Annotated in this window: 16 protein-coding genes; 1 reads left to right on the plus strand and 15 read right to left on the minus strand. The window is 41.7% G+C overall.

Annotated elements, in window-relative coordinates:
* Positions 1-177 precede the first annotated feature (177 nt).
* Positions 178-711 (minus strand): lipocalin family protein, encoded by a 534-nt coding sequence (locus R7R78_RS04225; protein WP_017820207.1) that lies wholly within the window; start codon positions 709-711, stop codon positions 178-180.
* A 307-nt stretch (positions 712-1,018) separates the two neighbouring features.
* Between R7R78_RS04225 and R7R78_RS04230 the strand changes: the two genes are divergently transcribed.
* Positions 1,019-1,399: a cystatin domain-containing protein gene (locus R7R78_RS04230; protein ID WP_005387498.1), complete on the plus strand. Its 381-nt coding sequence runs from the start codon at positions 1,019-1,021 to the stop codon at positions 1,397-1,399.
* 58 nt (positions 1,400-1,457) lie between these two features.
* On the opposite strand, the gene R7R78_RS04235 is transcribed toward R7R78_RS04230, so the two are convergent.
* The 14 genes from R7R78_RS04235 to tssB form a co-directional block, all read right to left on the minus strand.
* Positions 1,458-4,514 (minus strand): AAA family ATPase, encoded by a 3,057-nt coding sequence (locus R7R78_RS04235; RefSeq protein ID WP_225473116.1) that lies wholly within the window; start codon positions 4,512-4,514, stop codon positions 1,458-1,460.
* Between the two features lie 9 nt (positions 4,515-4,523).
* Positions 4,524-5,657, minus strand: coding sequence for an exonuclease SbcCD subunit D (locus R7R78_RS04240; RefSeq protein ID WP_225473117.1), 1,134 nt, complete (start codon positions 5,655-5,657; stop codon positions 4,524-4,526).
* 359 nt (positions 5,658-6,016) lie between these two features.
* The gene (locus R7R78_RS04245) at positions 6,017-6,856 is read right to left on the minus strand and encodes an NAD/NADP transhydrogenase subunit beta (protein WP_225473118.1); all 840 of its coding nucleotides are present in this window, start codon (positions 6,854-6,856) and stop codon (positions 6,017-6,019) included.
* Positions 6,857-7,147: a PAAR domain-containing protein gene (locus R7R78_RS04250; RefSeq protein WP_005375969.1), complete on the minus strand. Its 291-nt coding sequence runs from the start codon at positions 7,145-7,147 to the stop codon at positions 6,857-6,859. It lies immediately after the preceding gene.
* Between the two features lie 11 nt (positions 7,148-7,158).
* Positions 7,159-8,994 (minus strand): type VI secretion system tip protein TssI/VgrG, encoded by a 1,836-nt coding sequence (gene tssI / locus R7R78_RS04255; protein WP_225473119.1) that lies wholly within the window; start codon positions 8,992-8,994, stop codon positions 7,159-7,161.
* A gap of 48 nt (positions 8,995-9,042) precedes the next feature.
* On the minus strand, positions 9,043-9,522 hold the full coding sequence (locus tag R7R78_RS04260) for an Hcp family type VI secretion system effector (RefSeq protein WP_005375967.1): 480 nt from the start codon (positions 9,520-9,522) through the stop codon (positions 9,043-9,045).
* A gap of 208 nt (positions 9,523-9,730) precedes the next feature.
* Positions 9,731-12,298: a type VI secretion system ATPase TssH gene (gene tssH / locus R7R78_RS04265; protein ID WP_225473120.1), complete on the minus strand. Its 2,568-nt coding sequence runs from the start codon at positions 12,296-12,298 to the stop codon at positions 9,731-9,733.
* Positions 12,299-12,308: 10 nt separating this feature from the next.
* Positions 12,309-13,274 carry a type VI secretion system baseplate subunit TssG gene (gene tssG / locus R7R78_RS04270; protein ID WP_065275344.1) on the minus strand — a complete coding sequence of 322 codons (966 nt, stop codon included), beginning with the start codon at positions 13,272-13,274 and terminating at the stop codon, positions 12,309-12,311.
* The gene (gene tssF, locus R7R78_RS04275; RefSeq protein ID WP_005387518.1) at positions 13,271-15,094 is read right to left on the minus strand and encodes a type VI secretion system baseplate subunit TssF; all 1,824 of its coding nucleotides are present in this window, start codon (positions 15,092-15,094) and stop codon (positions 13,271-13,273) included. Before tssF ends, tssG begins: the two co-directional genes overlap by 4 nt.
* The gene (tssE, locus tag R7R78_RS04280; RefSeq protein ID WP_017635621.1) at positions 15,091-15,555 is read right to left on the minus strand and encodes a type VI secretion system baseplate subunit TssE; all 465 of its coding nucleotides are present in this window, start codon (positions 15,553-15,555) and stop codon (positions 15,091-15,093) included. Before tssE ends, tssF begins: the two co-directional genes overlap by 4 nt.
* Positions 15,556-15,562: 7 nt before the next feature.
* On the minus strand, positions 15,563-16,357 hold the full coding sequence (locus tag R7R78_RS04285; protein ID WP_225473121.1) for a type VI secretion system accessory protein TagJ: 795 nt from the start codon (positions 16,355-16,357) through the stop codon (positions 15,563-15,565).
* 10 nt (positions 16,358-16,367) lie between these two features.
* Positions 16,368-17,879: a type VI secretion system contractile sheath large subunit gene (gene tssC, locus R7R78_RS04290; protein ID WP_225473122.1), complete on the minus strand. Its 1,512-nt coding sequence runs from the start codon at positions 17,877-17,879 to the stop codon at positions 16,368-16,370.
* Between the two features lie 52 nt (positions 17,880-17,931).
* A complete protein-coding gene (gene tssC / locus R7R78_RS04295) occupies positions 17,932-19,425 on the minus strand; it encodes a type VI secretion system contractile sheath large subunit (RefSeq protein WP_005375950.1) in 1,494 nt (497 codons plus the stop codon).
* Complete coding sequence (gene tssB, locus R7R78_RS04300) at positions 19,425-19,955, minus strand: type VI secretion system contractile sheath small subunit (protein WP_005387524.1); 531 nt, start codon at positions 19,953-19,955, stop codon at positions 19,425-19,427. The genes tssC (R7R78_RS04295) and tssB overlap by 1 nt, the downstream gene beginning before the upstream one ends.
* Positions 19,956-19,961: the final 6 nt, after the last annotated feature.

Raw genomic sequence — 19,961 nt, forward strand, 5'->3', positions numbered from 1 at the left:
TCGACGCTCACTCAAATTTATATAAGCCCCATCACGAGTAATCACAAATGATGGGGCTATATCCATTTTGACCACATTAAGTTACGCGGTAACAAATTACTGTTAAGCGAAATGACAAACTGAGCTCTTAATTAGGAAGCTTCCCCTCTGTCCGCTTTTTCAGCCACGCTGATGAACTTAAAGCTGTCTTTGTTTCTCTTGTTCAACAAAAATGAGCTCGTCTATAGCGAAACCTTTCTCTTTAGCTACGTACTTAAAGCGCTCCACTACTTTCTCATCAACGTTAGGCGTTCTAGACAGTAGCCACAAATAGTCGTGGTTGTAACCGGAAACAAACGCATAGTCATAGTTTTCACCTAGCTCAAAAACAATGTAAGAAGAGTATATTGGCCCAAAAAAGGAAACCTTTAAGTGTCCAACCGTTTTATCTTCAACAAAATAAGCTTTGCCTTCAGCTTCTGACCACTGTCGCTCTTCTTCGGAATATCCACGGTTTATCACCTTAACCCCACCATCCTCGCGAACCTGATACTCAGCGGTAACGTTGGATAAGCCTCGCTCAAATGAATGGTCTAGGCGTGCAATTTCGTACCACTTACCTAGATATGGCTCTAAATCGAAATTATTCACGGGTTCCACCCCATCCGGCTTCGAGGTACAACCAAATAAAGTTGCAAGTGACAAAAGTAAAAATATTTTTATCGATTTCATACAACACCTAAATTTTAATTAGTGATTGATTTTACTCTAGAAGATAACAAATCGATCACTAAGCCGCACCATCGCCCTAATAGGGACACATCACAATTCTTCATCATCAATAGCGCGCTGAACACCGAAACCTCGTCATCTCAGCAAATCGTTAACAAGATTGCTCTATTTTTGACTTACAAGCTGACCATGCTTGTATATTTTGTCAGCATTTAACCCTATGCATATAGAAACTTTGCACAACATAGACATTCGTAGGCATATCACCCTCCTATAATACGTTGCGTTATAGACAGAGGTTATTGTTATGAAATTAAAAACAGTGTCAGTTTGTGCACTTTTGGTGTTACTTGCAGGTTGTCAGCAGGAAAAGCCGAGCGAAACGACACAATTAACGACCTCGGCAGATGTATGTAATGCACAAGGAAACATGCCAGGTGGGTGGAATGAGTTTAACGCGACCCCTGATGCACAAAAGGCAATGGCCTTTGTTTTAAAGAAAATGGACACAATAGCGTCGTTTAAACAAATACTGAATGTTCACGCGCAAATCGTTAGTGGCGTCAACTATGCTATTGAGTTTGAATTGGATGATGGCTCTGTTTGGAACACGATTGTTTATCGCAACCTCGATGGCGAATATGCGATTACCCAATCGCCAAAAGAAGGCCACTTTTGCGAACAGTAGCGACTTAGTCAGAAAGCCCCAACATTAGGGGCTTTTTGATCTAACAGTAGTCACTGAATTAGACAGCGAAGCGACATTGAGATTTAATCGACACCGTTGAACCAAGTCTTGATGGTTCTACATCAATCCTCTGCGCCATTTGTTCTTTCAACTCAGAAACGTGAGAAATAACACCGATCATGCGCCCAGTCTGTTGCAGGTCCACTAGCGTTTGAATAGCAAGATCTAAAGACTCTGGGTCTAAACTACCGAAGCCCTCATCAATAAATAAAGTGTCTAAACGAATACCGCCACTATAGGATTGCACAACATCCGACAAACCAAGTGCCAGAGCAAGCGCTGCCATAAATGATTCACCGCCGGAAAGTGTCGCAACATCACGCGTTTTTCCTGTGTAGCCATCTTCAACCATTAAATCTAAGCCGCGACCCGCAGCACCTTTGAAGCCCTCTGTTTTTCGAGCAAGAATATAGCGCCCTTTACTCATAAGGCTTAAACGTTGAGAGGCCTGAATCAGCACATCATCCAACAGTACACCAAGAACAAAGCGATGTAGGCTAACCCTGCTGCCTGTTTTACCACTAGCAACGTCGTACAACGTACCAAAGACTTTGTATTCTTCTTCTAACTTACTATTTTTCTCATGCAACACGGCAATATCTTTACGAACCTTTTCAAGACGTTCAAATATTGAGCGTGTGGTATCAAGTTGATTCCTTACTTCAATATATTGCGCCTGCAGAGTGGTTAACCTGTCGTTAAACGACTCTAAATTAGGCCTTTCAAGATCTTTCAATGCATGATTTAAATCATGTAGTGTTTGCTCAAGCTTGGTTTGTGCCTGTTTGAAGCTGTCTATTTCTTGCTGCCAGGCTTGAAGTTCATCATCTCCCACTCGACTACTTAGATAATGGCTTTCATCTTCAAATTTACTCGCCTGTAGTGCCTCATTCCACGCTAATTCTGCTTGGCTAAGTTTTTGCTCTGACTCAGATAACCACTGCTTGTTCGTCGCTAAGTGACTTTCCGCATTTGATTTCTCCAATATCGCTTGCTGCAAAGCGTTTTGCGCCTTTTCTAAGCCTGTGTTCAAACTCAGAATTTGCTCTTTTGTCAGCAAAATTTCACGTTCAAGCAAGTCAGCGGAACTGTATTTTGGGTCAATAAAAGCTTGTAATTGAGCCAATTGTTCATGGTTCGCTTTAACGGTTGATTCATTTGCCGCCATTTGATTCTGCAGCTCATGAATTTTATTTTCACCCACGACGCAGCGTTGATTAAGCTGTTCAACGTTCCTTTCTAATTTTTCAATATCAATAGCTTGTAGACGTAGGAGTTGAGCATTAAGCGCTTGCAAATCATTTTGAACCGTCGAGATCTCAGATGTAGCATACTCACCCAACTCCTCTTTCAACTGGTTATACTGATTCTGATACTGACTAATGACAACGTTATGTTGTTCTAGCTGATTGCTTAGTTGGTTCAACAAGGTTTGAGCTTCTCGCTCTTTCGCTCTAGCCGCCTGAACTTGCTCTTTTGTAACGGCTTCTTCAACAAACGTTGCGGGGTTAGGATGCGTTTCGCTACCACACACCGGGCATGCTTCACCTGCTTTTAGTCGCTGCGCTAATACTGCTGCTTGAGCGTTGTGCCACTTAAGCTCTATCGTATCAGCGTCTTGTTGACACTGCATATAGCGCTGACTGGCTTCGTTTAGTGACTGCTGCTTACCTACAGTTAGCGCATTGAGTTTAGAGAGCTCTAAAGTAAGATCATGCAGCTTTTGTAGATCCTGTAGCAGCCGTTGTTTTTGTTTTATTTCCGCATCGATGCTGCCAATAAGCGCAACATCAACTCGTGCTTTCTCTAGCTCCTTCTGTCCCTGCTGGGCCTGTAACGTTAACTTATCTTTTAGTTCTATGTACTGTTTTAACGTTGCTTCAAATTGTTGTTTTTGTTGATAACCCGCCGTTATTTTACTTTCCAAATTGTCTTTCTCGACCAACTTGTTTTTCATACTTTCAAGCTGATACTGCAGTTGCGTTAACTGCGGGACCTTTGCCGCGGCCTCTTTTGCACTTTGCTGCAAGTTTTCTTGTTCTCTCGCAACGACATGAGCTTTTTCGAGACTCTCTTTCAAAGCTACGATTTTTTGCCTAAGCTCTTGCGTTTGAGCTTTTGCATTTTGTAATGAGATGTAGGGCAACTCTATCTTATTGGCATTTTTAGCGTTTTCTAATTGCTGTTGACGAGCTTTTATCGAATCTGAGTGTTCTAGATGCAGCTTGAGTGCGCTTTCTGCTTGCTCTCGTTTCGAAAACTCTCCATTCAAGGTTTCCGCTTTTTGCAATTCAGATTTAGCAGTATTGAGCTTATCTAACGCTGCTTGCTCATTCTTTTTATCAGACTCTAATTGCTTAGTTACTTGTTCCAGTTGTTGTAATAGTTCTTGTTCAGAACTCGCTTCTGCAACTTGTAAAGCACCTCGAATTTGATTATCAAATTCGCCTTTCGCTTTACTAATTGCACTCGCTTTATCTTTGAGCGCGTACTCAATTTTTTTATATATGTCAGTTTGAAAGAGCTGGCCAAAAATTTCTTCACGCTCTTTAGAGCTAGCAAGCAACAGTTCTCGGAATTTTCCTTGAGGCAACACCATAACTTGACGAAATTGAGTTTCATTCAAGCCAATAATATTGCTAACTTCAGTTTTAACCTGAGTCGTCTTGCTGGTGATAAGCGTTTCAGTCTCACCGAGTTCATAAAGAGCCGCAGTGTGCTTTTTAATCGTCATCCCTTCACCACGGGCCTTGGGCGCTTCCTGCTCAGGGGATCGAACAACTCGGTATTGTTTGCCGTGTAACGAAAATTCGAGAACTACTTCGGTTGGTAAATCTTGCGCGGATAAGTCACACCGCATCTGAATACCTTGTCGCTCATTACCTGTGGTTTCACCATAAAGGGCGAAGCAAATGGCATCTAAGATCGACGTTTTACCGGAACCTGTAGGACCATTAATCAAAAATAGAGGGTTACTGCCAAGCTTCTCAAAATCAATGATTTCAGTTTTTGCAAACGGACCAAAGGCTTGCATGATTAGTTTAATTGGTTTCATCTTTGGTCCCTATTGCTGTGATAATTGCTTAATAATGTCAGTAACAGCTTGCTCTTGCTCTTTAGACAACTGGCTATCTTGCGCCTCAATAAAAAAATCTCGGAACATATCAATTTCGCTTCGCGCCAACTTTGCTTGCGCCATTTCCTGCTCTACCCCAATTAACATGCCAGGTTTCTCAAGGTGTAAAACGTTTGGATACACTGAACGAAGTTTTTCCATTGGGTTTAAAATCGCATGTTTATCCATCAAACGAACTAACAAATAATCTTCATTCTTGGGGTCTGTTTTCCCTTGCTCAATAACTTTATCCAGCTCGCCCTCTACAATACGCATTTCATGAGGAGCCGTAAGATCAATATGCTTTGCAGAAACGAATCCTTTCTTGTCCAGTTCAACTAACGTGAAACCTTTTCTCTGGTTCTGTTCACCAAAGCTATACTTCATGAGAGAGCCAGAGTAACGGATATGCTCTGCGCCTTTCTTTTGAGGCTGATGCAAATGACCAAGTGCGACGTAGTCAAAATCTACGAAGTGTTCATGACTCACGCGATCTGAGCCACCAATAGATAATGGTCGTTCAGAGTCTGACTCGATGGCCCCATCAACAAAACAGTGACTCACGAGCACGCGCTTTTGCTTAGAGATAAAGCGCTCTTTAATTTGCTCAACAAGCAATTGATGAGCCTCATCATGAGTGGATACCGAGGCTTTATAGGCAAACCTAACCTGTTCAGGGTCGTTATAAGGCATACCATAAAACGCGACCTCATCCGCAGAGTCCGTTTTTATGATGATGGGAGTGAGCATATCTTCAAAGTTGCTAACAATATGGAGACCTGCATTTTTCATTTGCTCTGAGCCGAAACCTAGCCTTTCTGCACCATCATGGTTGCCAGATATCAATATCATTGGTGTTTCTAACTCGGTACAAATGCGTTTCACGACTCGATCTAACAGTTCTATTGCAACCGTTGGTGGCACCGAACGGTCATAGATATCTCCCGCCACTACAACTGCATCGACGGGGTTGTGTTCAATATAGTTAATCAGTTGTTCGAGTACTGCTTGTTGATCTTCGAGTAGTGATACGTTGTGGAATTGTCGACCAAGATGCCAATCTGAGGTGTGGATAAACTTCATTCGAATTCACTTTCCGCCAATTCTATGAGCAGGCTTGCTTCTGTCAGAGTCCATGTACCGTTTATAAACAGGAATGCGTCACGGGTGGGATCTCGAACAAGCCAAAAACTCAAGTTATTTTATATCGGTAAGGATATCTTGAGTCGAACAGCTTTTCATGTGGTTTGTGTTCTATGGCTGGCTATTTAATCAGAAAGCGAGAAGAACACTGTAAAAACGCGGTGAGCAAAGCTATTTTGAAAAGCAAGCTGCGACTAGTCATTGTCCAAACATCATTAAAGGGCCAATTTCGAGTCAATCCCCCATAACATTTGCATCACTAAAACCTCAGCTACTAGAAGGAAAAGCAATAGCCAGACCTATTCACTACGCCAATTGTATATTACTCCTACCGCATAGCCATCTGGCTCGATGTCGGCTTGCAACACGTGAAAGTCTGGGCAGGGGCTGCTTCTTTGAAGCTCATCAATCACTAACGCTTTTAAAACGCCGCCACATGCACCCAATCCGCCAAGTTTGATATCAACAAATTGATACTGAGTTTGATCGGTCACCCACGGAGACAAGAATTGCATTGAGTTTAACCATTGCGGTTCTTTCTTATTAACGGATAAATACAATTGACTGAGTGGATGTTCACAACTTACTCCTAATTGCTTAAACACCTTGTCCACGGCGATGCGTTGTTGTTTGGCATCTAAATCAATTCGAACAACATCAGGCACAAGACCTGAATGTCGAAAAAAACACTTGGTTAAAATGATAGAGCTTTGAGGTTTGACATGCCCTTCTACATCGCTCGTAACCTCTATAGCCAGTATCCAAGTCGCTTGCGTTTCATTAACTTCACGATTTATCCGATTTAGTGCCATCAAAAATGCAGCTTGGCCATAAGGATAAAAGTAAATTTCAGTATTGACAGTTTGGTCAACGAAAATAGAAAGCTCGCTTATCAATGCTTTAAGCAAACTTTTGTCTACCGAAGATGGTAAAAGAACACAGAGATTCCCCTTGATATCAGCTTGCTCAAGACTCTCGCGCTCAGAGCGCAGGAGGCTTAATATATGCTCATCTATTGATTGAGCAAAGTCAGGGGATCGGATTTCCTCGGACAATCTAAAAGAATCATCAGCTATCTCGCGAACGGTGTGTGAACGGCCATTAAAAGATAGAAGATGCGTTTGAAATGCGAGTGGCATCTAGCCTCCGATTAAAACCGTAGGCATACCAGATAGAATTTTGCCACCATGAGACGTTGAATCGCCGACTCTCGCGGCTGGTTTACCGTTGATTGTTACGCTAGAAGAACCTGCTGAGATACTATCCGGAGGACCGATACAAATAAGCTTGTCGCCTTGTCTTGCCGCAGGTATCCCGCCAATCGTTACGTTTGGTGAACCAACAACGACGGGACCACCGACATGCGGTATCTTTCCTGTTTTTTTAGGGCAAAGATGAAAGCTACCCAAAATTGCGGCTGGTTTACCCACTTTAAATCACCTTAGTTCAATGAAATTTGCCCAGCTTTAAGAGCAATAGCTGAGCCGTTAATGGATATTTTATTACCTTTGATATTGATTTCTCCAGAGCTAGACATCTGAATAGAAGCACCACCTACTTTGATCTCGACGCTCTTTCCTGCATTAAAAGACAGCACTTCACCCGTTTCATTCGAAAAGTTTTTACCTACTTTCAAGCTCGCGTTCTGACCAACCTCTTGATTAACATCATTGGTCACTTTTTCGGTTTTACTGTTTTCAACGGCGATATCAACACAGTCTTCAACTAGCATTTGGAACAGTTTTTCAGCATGAAGATAAATGTGCTCTTCACCAGGCTTATCATCGAAGCGCAACTCATTAAAATTGGATGTACCTTTTTGTACAGAGCGTGATTTATAACCACTCTGAGAACTTTGCTCTGGTAAAGCGTAAGGAGGGAGTTGACTACCGTTATATAGTGACCCCGTAACGATTGGTTGGTCAGGGTCTCCGTTAACAAACTCGACGATGACCTCTTGTCCGACTCTAGGGTGAAACACCGACCCCCATCCGTTACCTGCAATATTTTGCGCAACACGAATCCAACATGAACTATTTACATCGTATTTACCAACACGGTCCCAGTGAAACTGAACTTTGATACGGCCATGTTTGTCTATGTAAATTTCACCATCTTTGTTCCCCGTAACTACTGCGGTTTGCAAACCTTTCATCTGAGGTTTAGGGTAGTTAACTGAAGGACGCAGGATTGTCTTTGAGTCAACACAACTAAACGAGACTTTGACACCTTGCGCACCGGTGCCACCTTGACCAGTCTGGTTATAAACAGCAGCAGACAAAAAAACAGAAGACAGTACATATTCTTTGCCGACTCGAGATTTATCTTCATGCTTTTTAAACTTGAAGCACTTGCCCACACTGAATGTTCTGCACGTAGCCACGCCACGACACAAATATGCATTTTGCTGTAGTGCTTCTATTGCATGCGTGTTTCTCAGTGCGTATTGATCATTGCTCTCCATTTCACCCATGTATTCAAAATACTCGCTTCCAGGTACTGTAAAAAAATCACTTTCACCCTTTGCAGTATTTTTAGGATTCGAAGAAGGCTTGAGCATGTTATAGCCTGACTTTTGACTCGCTTTAGTAGTCAGAATTTGCGTTTCATGCCAAGAAGAAATGTGGCTAGATTTCGCCGTACCTGTATCAAAATCGACTAAAAACTCAGTACCCGGCTTATAAAAACTGATGTCATCAAAAATATTGAGCGTATGGGCAGACTTAGTATGTGTAAAACAAAATGATAGCCCCTCCTCCGATAACAGACGTCGAACAAATTCAAGATCTGATTCTTCATATTGTACTTTGTATGTGTATTTAGGATAGGACTTGGTTAATTCAAAACTAAAGGCAACACTATGCTCCGATAGTACTTCAGAGATAATTTCCTTTATATCTTTATGCTGAAATATTCTGCAATTTTTTCGATATTCAGCGAAACGTAATTTAGGCTCTATTAATAATTCTATGTTTTTATAATTTTCGCCTTTATGTGTATTAGAAACCCTTTTCCCTTCTAATCTTGCAGCAGAAACATAACCATGCATATAACGAGGATTTGAAGAAACATCCTCATTATTTTCAAGGGTAATGGTAACTTCCTTACCAATAATTTCGTTTAACTCACTTCGTTGATCATTAAAGTAAGCTTTAGCACGCAATGAAAAAAGTTCTGAGATCTCTTCTCTATACTCAAACGAGTTTAGTATGATGGCATCTTTACCGAATGGCGAAGAAATTCGGATGAAATTGTTATCTTGAGTTGCTCTTTTCATTAAATACTTCTTTCAAAAAATGCGGAGGAATACTCCCCCGCATGAAAATTACATTTGTTGACCTTTAACACCGCTGTAGCCGTATACCAATGGAGCAGAAGTGTTGTTCTTATCGTCAGTAGGAGTCACTGTCATCATCATTTCTGTGTAAGAAATTGTGATAGTTTCAACTGGACGATCGTCTTGGATAGAAACTGAGTAGTTAGAAATCATCGCATCAGTCAGTTCGATCTTCATGATCTCTTCAACCTTCTCACCCTGCTTAGTAATATGGAAAACCGCTGGTTTACCTTTACCAATCGTCGCTTCTTTAAATAAGTCAGGAGAAGAACGGTCTTGAAGTTTGGTGATAGTCAAATCATATAGACGAGTAGCGCTCGCTTCACGGTCCATCGCTGTACCAGTGTATGATGAGATCTCACGACCTACACTCCAATCTACAGATAGTAGTGTAATCAAATCTTTGTATTGCTCGGCTGTTGCCTCACCCTTAATATCTGCGTATTTAAGATACGTATTAGACTGCATGCTAATCTCCTATAGCATTATTAATTGACATATATCGTAGTAATTTAATTATCTGACGTTTGGTGATAATTAGTGATTAATGTATCAAAAACTTCATTTTAAATACGCCCTGTTATATCTTTAAATAAGATTGAATTTAAGCGTTTTTTATAAAAAATAATAGTTAATATGAACCAACTCCCAATTATTATTGAGAGTGTAAAGGATGTTAAACTATTGAGACATCGAGTCCACTAGTTGTACCTTTAACAATAATTTCATCAAACGTCTTATCATTAAGAATTGCATGCAATATTTCATGAGAAATCTTCGGAAGCAATGTATTTTCTATGGTTGTTTGTACCACACGCGCACCACTCCCAGACTCATTGCTATTGTCTACAATATCATTAATTAGTTCCTCATCAAAAAACAGGTCAGCGTTATAGTGCTTACGAATACGAGTCGTAATTTTATCCAACTTTAATTTTGTTATTTCTATCAATACTTTTCTTGATAGAGGCAAATAAGGTAATACATTCACACGCCCTAAAAATGCTGGTTTAAAGTCAACCAACAAATCATCGCGTAAAGCATCTTTTAGTGCTGACGGCTCAGGCGCTAAATCAGGATCAGAATACAAAGACATCGTCGTTTCGGTCCCTGTGTTCGCGGTCATAATAATAATAGTGTTTTTAAAGTCTATATCTCGACCTTCACCGTCTTTAATTGAGCCTTTATCAAATACCTGATAAAAAATATCTTGAACACCAGGGTGCGCTTTTTCCATTTCATCGAGGAGAATTACACTATAAGGTTTACGTCTAACAGCTTCAGTCAGTACACCTCCTTCTCCATAACCGACATAACCAGGAGGAGAACCTAATAGCAATGAGACTTTATGCTCTTCCTTAAATTCCGACATATTGATAGTCGTGACATTTTCTTCACTACCATACACTTTCTCTGCAATCGCCAAAGCCGATTCGGTTTTACCCACTCCGCTTGGTCCGGTTAGGAGAAATACACCATTTGGTCGTGTCTCATCCGTGAGCTGCGCACTCGCGGTTTTTATCACTTCAGACATGAGCTCTAAAGCGTGATCCTGCCCGACAACTCGCTTACACAAACTTTCTTTCAAACCCAATACTGCTTGGATTTCATCATCCTGAAGTTTACCCAGCGGTATACCGGTCCAATCCGAAATAACTTCTGCGATTAGCGCTTCATTTACATGCGAAAAAACTAAGGGCTGTGAGTTAGCGGAGAGGTTATTTTCAAGCTCTTGTAACTTGTCTCTCGCAGTCTCAGAACCCTCCTGGATTATTTGGGTTCTAAGTGACTTAGCTTCACTTACCCATTCTTTTTCTTTTTCCCAAAGTACTTCTAATTCAATAATGTCATTAGATAGCGCATCAATCTCTTTTCGGACACTTTGCAGCTGTACATCAAGAGATGCTCCTAATCGATTCTCTTGGCTAAGATGCTCATACTCAGCTTGCTTTGCTTTAAGTTTGTTTCTTTTCGCATCTAGACCTCCCGGTGTAGATGACTGACTTAACGCAACTCGAGAACAGGCCGTATCCAAAACAGAAACCGCCTTATCTGGCAGTTGACGACCATTAATGTATCGAGCTGAGAGTTGGACCGCTGCATTGAGAGCTTGGTTAGTGATATGAACATCGTGGTGTTGTGCCATTACATCAAGTAAGCCTCGTAACATTTCGATCGCGAGCTCAGGGGCTGGCTCATCAACCTTTACGACTTGAAAACGCCTAGTTAAAGCTGCATCTTTTTCAAAATACTTTTTATACTCTGCCCACGTAGTTGCTGCTATCGTTCTGAGTTCGCCTCTCGCTAATGCTGGCTTCAGAATATTCGCCGCATCACCTTGGCCCGCTTGCCCACCACCGCCAATTAGGCCATGAGCTTCATCAATGAACAATATAATAGGCTGTGGAGCGTCGTTTACTTCCTTCACAAGGTTCTTAAGCCTGTTTTCAAACTCACCTTTCATGCCTGCGCCGGCTTGCAGTAATGCCAAATCCAGAGACTTAATCGCCACATTTTGCAGAGCGGGAGGTACATCGCCATCAATGATCTTTTGCGCCAAACCTTCAACAACGGCTGTTTTTCCAACGCCAGCTTCTCCCGTAAGAATCGGGTTGTTTTGTCGGCGTCTTAATAAAATATCGATCATTAGACGAATTTCATTATCTCTACCAATCACCGGATCTATTTTACCTTCCCTAGCTTGCTCAGTAAGGTCTGTTGTAAATTGATTCAAGGCGGAATTCGCGTTTGACTGCGCTAAGTCATTCGATCTTGATTGAGGGGCATTACTTTCTTTAAAGTTCAATAAGCGAGATGGTTCTATCTTGTTTAGTTCAGGACTAATCGAACCAGCCATGTTGACTAACGTATCATCAGACAAGTAGGCAAATAAAAGATGGATGCACCCCAACTGTTCTTGATTGAATTCAATGGTTGCAGATAACAAGGCATTTTGCATAACAGTCACCGTATGAGCTGATAGCCCTGGCACCGACTGGCATCCTGTTTTGTAGTTTTCTAATGCCTTTTGAATATCGGTTTCAACCTTGATTTTATCGACATCAAATTCGTCAAAAACTTCAGAGTAAATATCGTCAGGATGGCGGATAATCATCATTAACCAGTGAGACATTTCAATACTGTGATGAGTTCGGGAGCTTGCCATCGCAGCTGCCTGTTCAAGTGTTTCCTTAGCCTGAGGAGACAATCTTTCGACCAACGCTGAAAGTGAGAGTGAAGCCATTACATTTCCTTTAAATAGTAATTGTTATAGTTCGATCTTTTGTACGTTCGTGTTTTTTAAGCACAGAACCAATACCTAACTGCCCCTGCTGTTTCGATAAACAAGCTTGTGGTAGCAAACTATGTTTGGTGGTGAGCTGCCACTTCAGTTGTTTATGTTTTCCAATCAACTCATAAGCAGCGTTCTTAATGATTGCTATATTGGGTTGGTTAGGAAGCAATTTACTAACTAGCTGTTTATCTTTTGGCAGAAATTCTATTGTTGTCCCCGCGTTGATATTCCATGCTTTCGAACCCAAAGAAGCTCCTAAACCAAGTTGAGCAAACTGCCCTTCAGGCATAGTTCGGGATGCAAGGCGTGTTTGCTCTTCTTTCGTAAGGTGTAACCATTGTCCTTGAAATTCATGAACTTTTACTTGGCATCCAGATAAACATTCAAGAATACTTTTTAGTCCACCTTTACTTCTCATTGGTGAAGCAAACACACCACCATAGTGCCGGGACAGTGAACTCCCTTTCCCAGTTAATGCCGATTTACAGCTTTCTAACGGCGAACGCGCGCCCTGCGCATGCGCACGAGACTGAACAGTCAGCTGACTCAATTGCCAACATCGATAATAAAGAGATAATAAGCGATGATTGAAAATATCGTAGAAGTCCACCATAGCCGTATCACCTTCTTTTTGGCGATGTAAAGCCAATTCACTATAGTGCTGGGGAAGCACACCTTGCTCACCCGTTAGGCCTATTAAATTGGTCTCAATCTCTAACTTGCTGTCATCTATATTTTTCAGTTCACAAAGCTGAGCATTTTCAAAACCTAATGATGGATTAACCTTTAAGTTTAGCTTTTCATGCTTCGGTAACGCATCTGTTCCTATTTGCGCCTCTGCTTGCAGAACTTCGTGTTCAATAAGATGAATCGCTTCAAACAATGGATGTTGCTTTAATTCTCGATAAAATTGTTCCGCGCTCATAGCAACACCTTATCGCCAGTTAATGCGGGCCATAGGTGGAAAGACTTTCCTGTGGACTTAAGTCTTATTTCTAACTGCGTAAAAATGTTAATTTCAGCATATTGCGAGAAGTAAACAGATAAAACACTACCTAAGAGAAAGATCTGCTCTTTAGGTAAAATTTGATCAGAAACCGTCAAAATAATTTTTATACCGTGCGCAAATCCAACTTTGCCTTTCTGACTAATTCTTCCTGTAGTAGGCTCAAACTCTAACTTAGTTAAAGCATCGATTACCGCTTTCGTTTCTGCTGTCCCAGAAAATGCATAGAGATTAAGGGTCTGCTTCAAAGTTGCTAAACCATCTTCCTCGGTAAAATGGTTTAAAGTTAAAAGCTTAGTTAACTGCCATCGTGTGCTTTCATCCATTTCTGGCCGAATAGTTTCTGATAAAGAAACTAAACAACGAACAGATTCGAAATTGTCATTTACCTCCGGTAAAGATACTTGCGGCAGCCCACCTCCAAATGGAAGTTTCTGCGCTAAGTTGCGGTTACAGCACTCAGCTTCCACGTACATTAACCAGTTTTCCCGGCTATCCGGGCTGAACAATTGATGTTTTTTATCAACAAAAGAAATGTAAGTTTCTCTACCTGGCTCATCATACCCACCAGCCCAGTTCTTATCCTCACGTCTCATCAACCAATAAATCTCACTAGTGTTCGTATAATGCGTGTGCTCACCAGCGTGATAACATGGCAAATTGTGGTACGTTTTGTTCCAGTTTCTCAACGTTACGTCAGAAATTGAGACAACCTCATTACTTTCAGCTTCTTGGTATTGTGGAGACAAGTGGTAATCGTATTCAGTTGGTAGAATACGCTTAGGCTCCATAATACTTTTAAATAAGTTGATCACAGGCACACAGCCTACCATTAAGCTTTCTTCGTCCACTTGCTTTGGAAGCCAGTCATCGTTGGTATCAAAGTAAAAATACAGTTCGACTTGCTCTCTAAGATCTAGCTCTGATAATCCAAGTTCGGTGATATCAAAGAACATAAACTTCTCAGGAAAGTGTAAATACTCAACAAGTAATCTTGCTCCTGAAAAGCTTCTTTTACTGTATGGCACAACTTTCTCATCTTCTGAAAATCCCACTTCAGAAAGATGTCTTTTGGTTAAAGGACGAACTTCTTTGCCATCCACAACAACAGATAAACCAATTAGGTTTTGAAACAGCATTTGGTAGAGCTTAAAAGTCAATTGAGATTGACCGTTTAAATAGAAGCGCAGCCGTTCTACCCCCATTTCACCAAGAGGAGTCTCTTCATCTTGAGCCGTGAGCTGTACTTTCAAAACTGAATGAGCATTGCTTTCCCATCGTGAGCCAACTGGCTTGAAAGGCGCATTTTTAAAAACGCCAGAGGTCACATCAACAGGATACATTCTGACCGGATAACAAGTTCTAAACTCGCACTCATGATATCCAGGAGCACCGATAACAACTCGCTCGCCTTCTTCTACATCAAAATAAGAGGAAGTGGAGTTAGAACAGCTCATTTTAATGACTGACATTGACGGGATTGGGGCGTGAAAATCCGGATATAACTGTCCCATCAAAGACTCTGTAAACTGAGGGTAACTATTGTCTAAGCTTTGTCTAATCCTTGCTGTTAGGAATGCGCAGCCTTCTAACAATCTTTCTACGTGTGGATCGTCAACCTGTTCCTCACTAATACGAAGTCTCGCGGCAATCTTGGGATACTGCTCACCAAACTCTTGCCCTTTGTGACGCAAATAAGCTAACTCGCGATTATAGTACTTGAGAAACTCTTCACTCATTTTGCTCTACTCAGTTTCATACCTAAATTTACCGGCTCTACTTCAGAATTGAATCGCACTTCATGAATACTGTTATCAATTAAGCAAGTGGCATTTATCTGTAACCTCAATACCCTATCAATAGCGTTTTTCTCGTCCGAAATCTGGACATGAGGGTTCCTTAACCTCGGCTCAAACTCTTTAATTGCATCATGAACGATGTCGCAAAGCTGATTCTGCCCTTCTTGGCTGCTATAGGGCATTGAGGAAAAATCTGGCAGCCCATAATTCAATATTGAATAACGAACCTCTAGAAGATCATCAGGAATGTTTTTCCATCCAATACGACTATTCAGCATCGACTCTAGATCTCTAAGTAAGCTGCTCAACATCTGTTGCTGGCTTGCAGGGAAGTCTTTCTCATCTCGAGTGAGAGGATCACTATCTATCAATTTGTCGAGCAGAGAAACGGTTAACGACATGATATTTCTACGCTATTTGTTTCTGTTCTAATAATGTAGTCAAATCACAGATTGGAAGCGCTGAGTCACCGACTAACCAACATTTTTGACCCAAGCCAACAAAAGATTCTTGCTCACCAATCTGCTTCCAATCCGTTTCTCGACCTAACTTTTGCGCATCGGTCTCTGAGTCGACATACGTCAAAGGCATATGGCCTTCGCCTTCACCAAGTCCATCGATATCAAACTCGACAGGTCGCCAAATACTCTCTAACAAAGAAGTAGGTGCTTTAACTTCTAGCGTATGGATGCTCGATATGGGTACAAGAAAATAGTTACCTGCTGTAGAAAACAGTTCAATGTAACCACCTAAACGATCATCAATATCTCTAGCATCTTCGTAGTTTGTGCCGTTTACGTTAAACCCTTTAATAGTACGATGCTCTTCAATGCGATGTGATAGACGTGACGCTTCTTCGTACTCTTGATTTCCGAGAGCAAGATTAAATCGAACAAGATCTTTAGTTAATTCCTCATCACCTAATACTTTGGCACTAGCCGCACCATTAATAAAATCCTTTCTAGCTTGAGCTGCTTTCACTAAATGTCGCAGCTGACTTGCACCAGGCAGATACTCAGGAAACAATTTAATCGATTGCATGAGCTGAGCGTCCGCACGCTCGAAGTCCCCATAAATGCACAGAAGCTCAATGAAAGAACTTCTCAAGCTCGCATCTTTAGGCGTTGCTTTAATTTCATCAATTAATTGCTCTAGAGCGTGTTGCAATAGGCCTTGGGACAAAGCATTTTTCCATTGAGTCATTGTTATTTCCTTACACCATGTGCTCTGGTGATAATTCGGTAATTAATTTAATGCTAGATACCATTTGATCGAGTTGAAAATGCGGTCGCAAATGGATAACTGAGTAATAATGTCCAGGAGTTTCTCTTTTCTCTCGAACTGTAATTTTTGCTTCATTTAGGGGGTATTTAGCCCGAAGCTCATCAGACGCTTCATCTGATGCGGTAGTGTACTGGTGTAACCAGCGTTGAAAGTCACGCTCTAGGCTTTCCGCGTCTTGATACCCACCAATTTTGTCACGCCCCATAACCTTGAGATAATGTGCGACTCGCGATACACACAATGTGTATTGCAACATCGATGTCAGTTTTGCATTCGTTGAAATATGCTTTTCTGCGTATTGTTTGGGCTTGTAGAGAGATACATTCGAGGTCATCCCTACCATATCGGTCTCAGGTATTGGAGAAATAGAAATAAAACCGCACTCAGACAATTCTTGTTCTTTTCTCTCAGAGATTTTCAAGTTTAACGGACATCTTTCACGGTCATTCTTGCCATTAACACGCATCGTGCTCCTTGTAGGAGCGACGATAATACCCTGACTGTAATCGCCTTGTTTAATCCCTCGCATATGCGTGAACCAACCATGTTCCTGAAATGCTCTAATTGATACGGCAGCAAAACAGTACGCACTACTCCCCCACAGCAAATCTCGGTTGGAGTCGTAGATGTGTTCTTGAAAGTTGAATTTATCATTCCGCGAGCCATCACTTTTGTATGGCTGACGGAACAAGACGTTAGGTGCAGTCAAACCAATAAATTTAGCATCATCGTTGTCTCTCAAACTACGCCACTTTGCATAATCTTCCTGTTCAAATTGGGCTGCTATATCTCTTATCGCAGAGAGTTGAGCGAAACTATCAACACCAAACATCTCTGGCGACGCAGACATGATAAATGGGCTGAATGCTGCAGCTGCAGACTGAGAGATCTTACTCAACACAGACAGATCTCTATCAAAATAATTTTTACTAGGATCACAGCGAAGCTGATAATCTCCAACCACCACACCAAAGGGTTCTCCCCCTGCCGTGCCATATTCATTTTGATAGAGCAACTTAAATAGTGCTGATTGGTCAAACTCGATGGCTTTTAAAGCATCTTTACTGATTTCATTCCATGTCGCCGTTAAAACCTTAACTTTTACAGAATCCGATGAACGAGAATCAACCTGTTCACATAAATACCTAACTCCAACCCACCCCCTTTCGAGCTGTTGAAACTCAGGATGATGTAATATTTCATTGAGTTGAGATTCTAATAGCTCATCAATGCGGTTAATTGTGTTCATCACACTATGACGAAAGCTGTCCAAATCTCTTGAACGTGTACCTTCTAACCAAATTCGCGCTGACGCTACAAGATCAGAAGATTCATTGAATCGAGTCAACCACGGGCTATCAAGTTCAGCGTAGCCTCCGGTACTGAACTCATGTTTTAGCTTGCTAGGGTCGCGAAAGTTAAGTGACACTGCTAATTCCATCTAGAACATAAAGATTGGTCATGGCTGGCCTTTCGACCAGCCAATTCATTTCTTATCCACCTGACTGAGGGATCTTGGCCACAAGTCGCAAAGATGTCGTCAGTTCTTCCATTTGCAACCAAGGTTTCAGCCATGCTACGGCATTGTAAGAACCAGGTGCGCCAGGAATTTCCTTAACCTGAACACGAGCGTCTGCTAGAGGGTATTTCGCTCTGATCTCTTGACCACCGCCTTCAGAAGCATTGACGTAACCTAGGATCCAGCGGTTCAGCCAAGACTCAACGTCTTCTGCTTCCATAAAGCTACCAATTTTATCTCGAGCCATTACTTTCAAATAATGCGCAAAACGAGATGTTGCCATCATATAAGGTAGGCGGGCAGAAATGGCCGCATTGGCCGTTGCTTCAGGGGATTCATGGTTCGCTGGTTTTTGACAGGTTTGCGCACCAAAGAACACTGCATAGTTGGTGTTTTTGTAGTGACAAAGCGGTAAGAAACCAAGCTTACCAAGCTCCGCCTCACGTCTGTCGGTAATACCAATCTCTGTTGGGCACTTCATATCAGGGTCGCCATCATCACTCATGAAGAAATGCGTTGGCAAGTTATCCACTCGACCGCCGCCTTCTGCACCACGGATGGCAGTACAAAATCCATATTTTGAAAATGCGTCGGTTAACTTAACACCAAGAACATACGAAGAGTTCATCCAACAGTAGTCGTTATGTTCAGCGTTAACAGCAATACCTGAAACAGGATCTACTTCGAACTCTTCAAACCCAAACTCTTCGACTGGAGCGGTAGCTTGTCCGTATGGCAAACGAGCAAGGACTTTTGGCATCGTCAGACTAACGAAGCGCGAATCGGCACTCTCGCGGAACGAACGCCATTGGGCGTATTCTAGTGATTCAAATACCTTATCTAGGTCGCGTGGTTTTGACAGCTCAGTCCACTCATCAAAGCCGAATAGTGCTGGTGAAGCCGCGGACAAGAATGGAGAGAAACCAGAAGCCGCTACATTTGACATTAGGCGTAACGACTCAATATCTTCTGGGTGGTTGGTAAACTCATAGTCTCCAATCAATGCACCATACGGTTCACCACCAGCACTACCAAACTCAGACTCGTAAACCTTTTTAAAGATCTGGCTTTGATCAAACTCAACAGCTTTGCTCAAGTCTTTATGTAGCTCTTTCTTGGTCATACTCATCATGCGAACTTTCAGAGTAGAGCTGGTCTCTGAATTCATCACTAGATAATTTAAGCCGCGCCAAGAACCTTCGAGTTTCTGTAATTCTGGGTGATGCATTACTTCAGACAACTGATCAGAAATCTGCCTATCGAGCAAATTAATCGCTTCACGAAAAGTTACTGTTAGGTTTTTGTTCCAAGTAACTGTCCCTTTCATTGCTTCTTCAGCGAGCGTTTTAATCAGCTCCTCAGCACGAGAAGCTTCGGTCTGCTTAGTCGCACCAATAGCTTGATCTAAGAATGAAGTTGTCTGTTCATTAACTGTTGGATCTAACTGTTTTTCAGCTTCAGTCGTCATTATTCCGCTCCTTCAGTACTGTCTGACTTCGCTTTCTTGTCAAGATCTAACTCGCCTGCAAGTCTTGCCAGATTGTCCGTATTGTTCAAAACATCCTCTAGGATATTTTCAAGCTCTTCTGAGCGGTCAACTTTTGTCATCAAATCACGCAGTTTATTACGCGTTTCCATCAATTGGCGTAGTGGATCAACTTGATTTACGATCGCAGCAGGCTCAAAGTCTTGCATTGATTTAAAGTTTAAATCGACCTCAAACTGTGAATCGTCATTCGCAAGCTTATTCGCAACTTTAAACTTCACCGATGGATTCATTTTTTTGAGTACATCGTCAAAGTTATCTCGATCGATCTGAATAAAACGGCGGTCTTTTAATGGCTTCAACGCTTCTGTGTTTTGACCAGCGAAATCACCCATTACACCTACAACAAAAGGCAGTTCTTTCTTAAGAGTTGTACCTTCAGTTTCAACATCATAGGTAATGTGGACACGAGGCTTCCGTACTCGTGATAGTTTCGAGTGGATACTCGTCATACCATT

This window comes from Vibrio sp. 2134-1, from assembly GCF_033339495.1.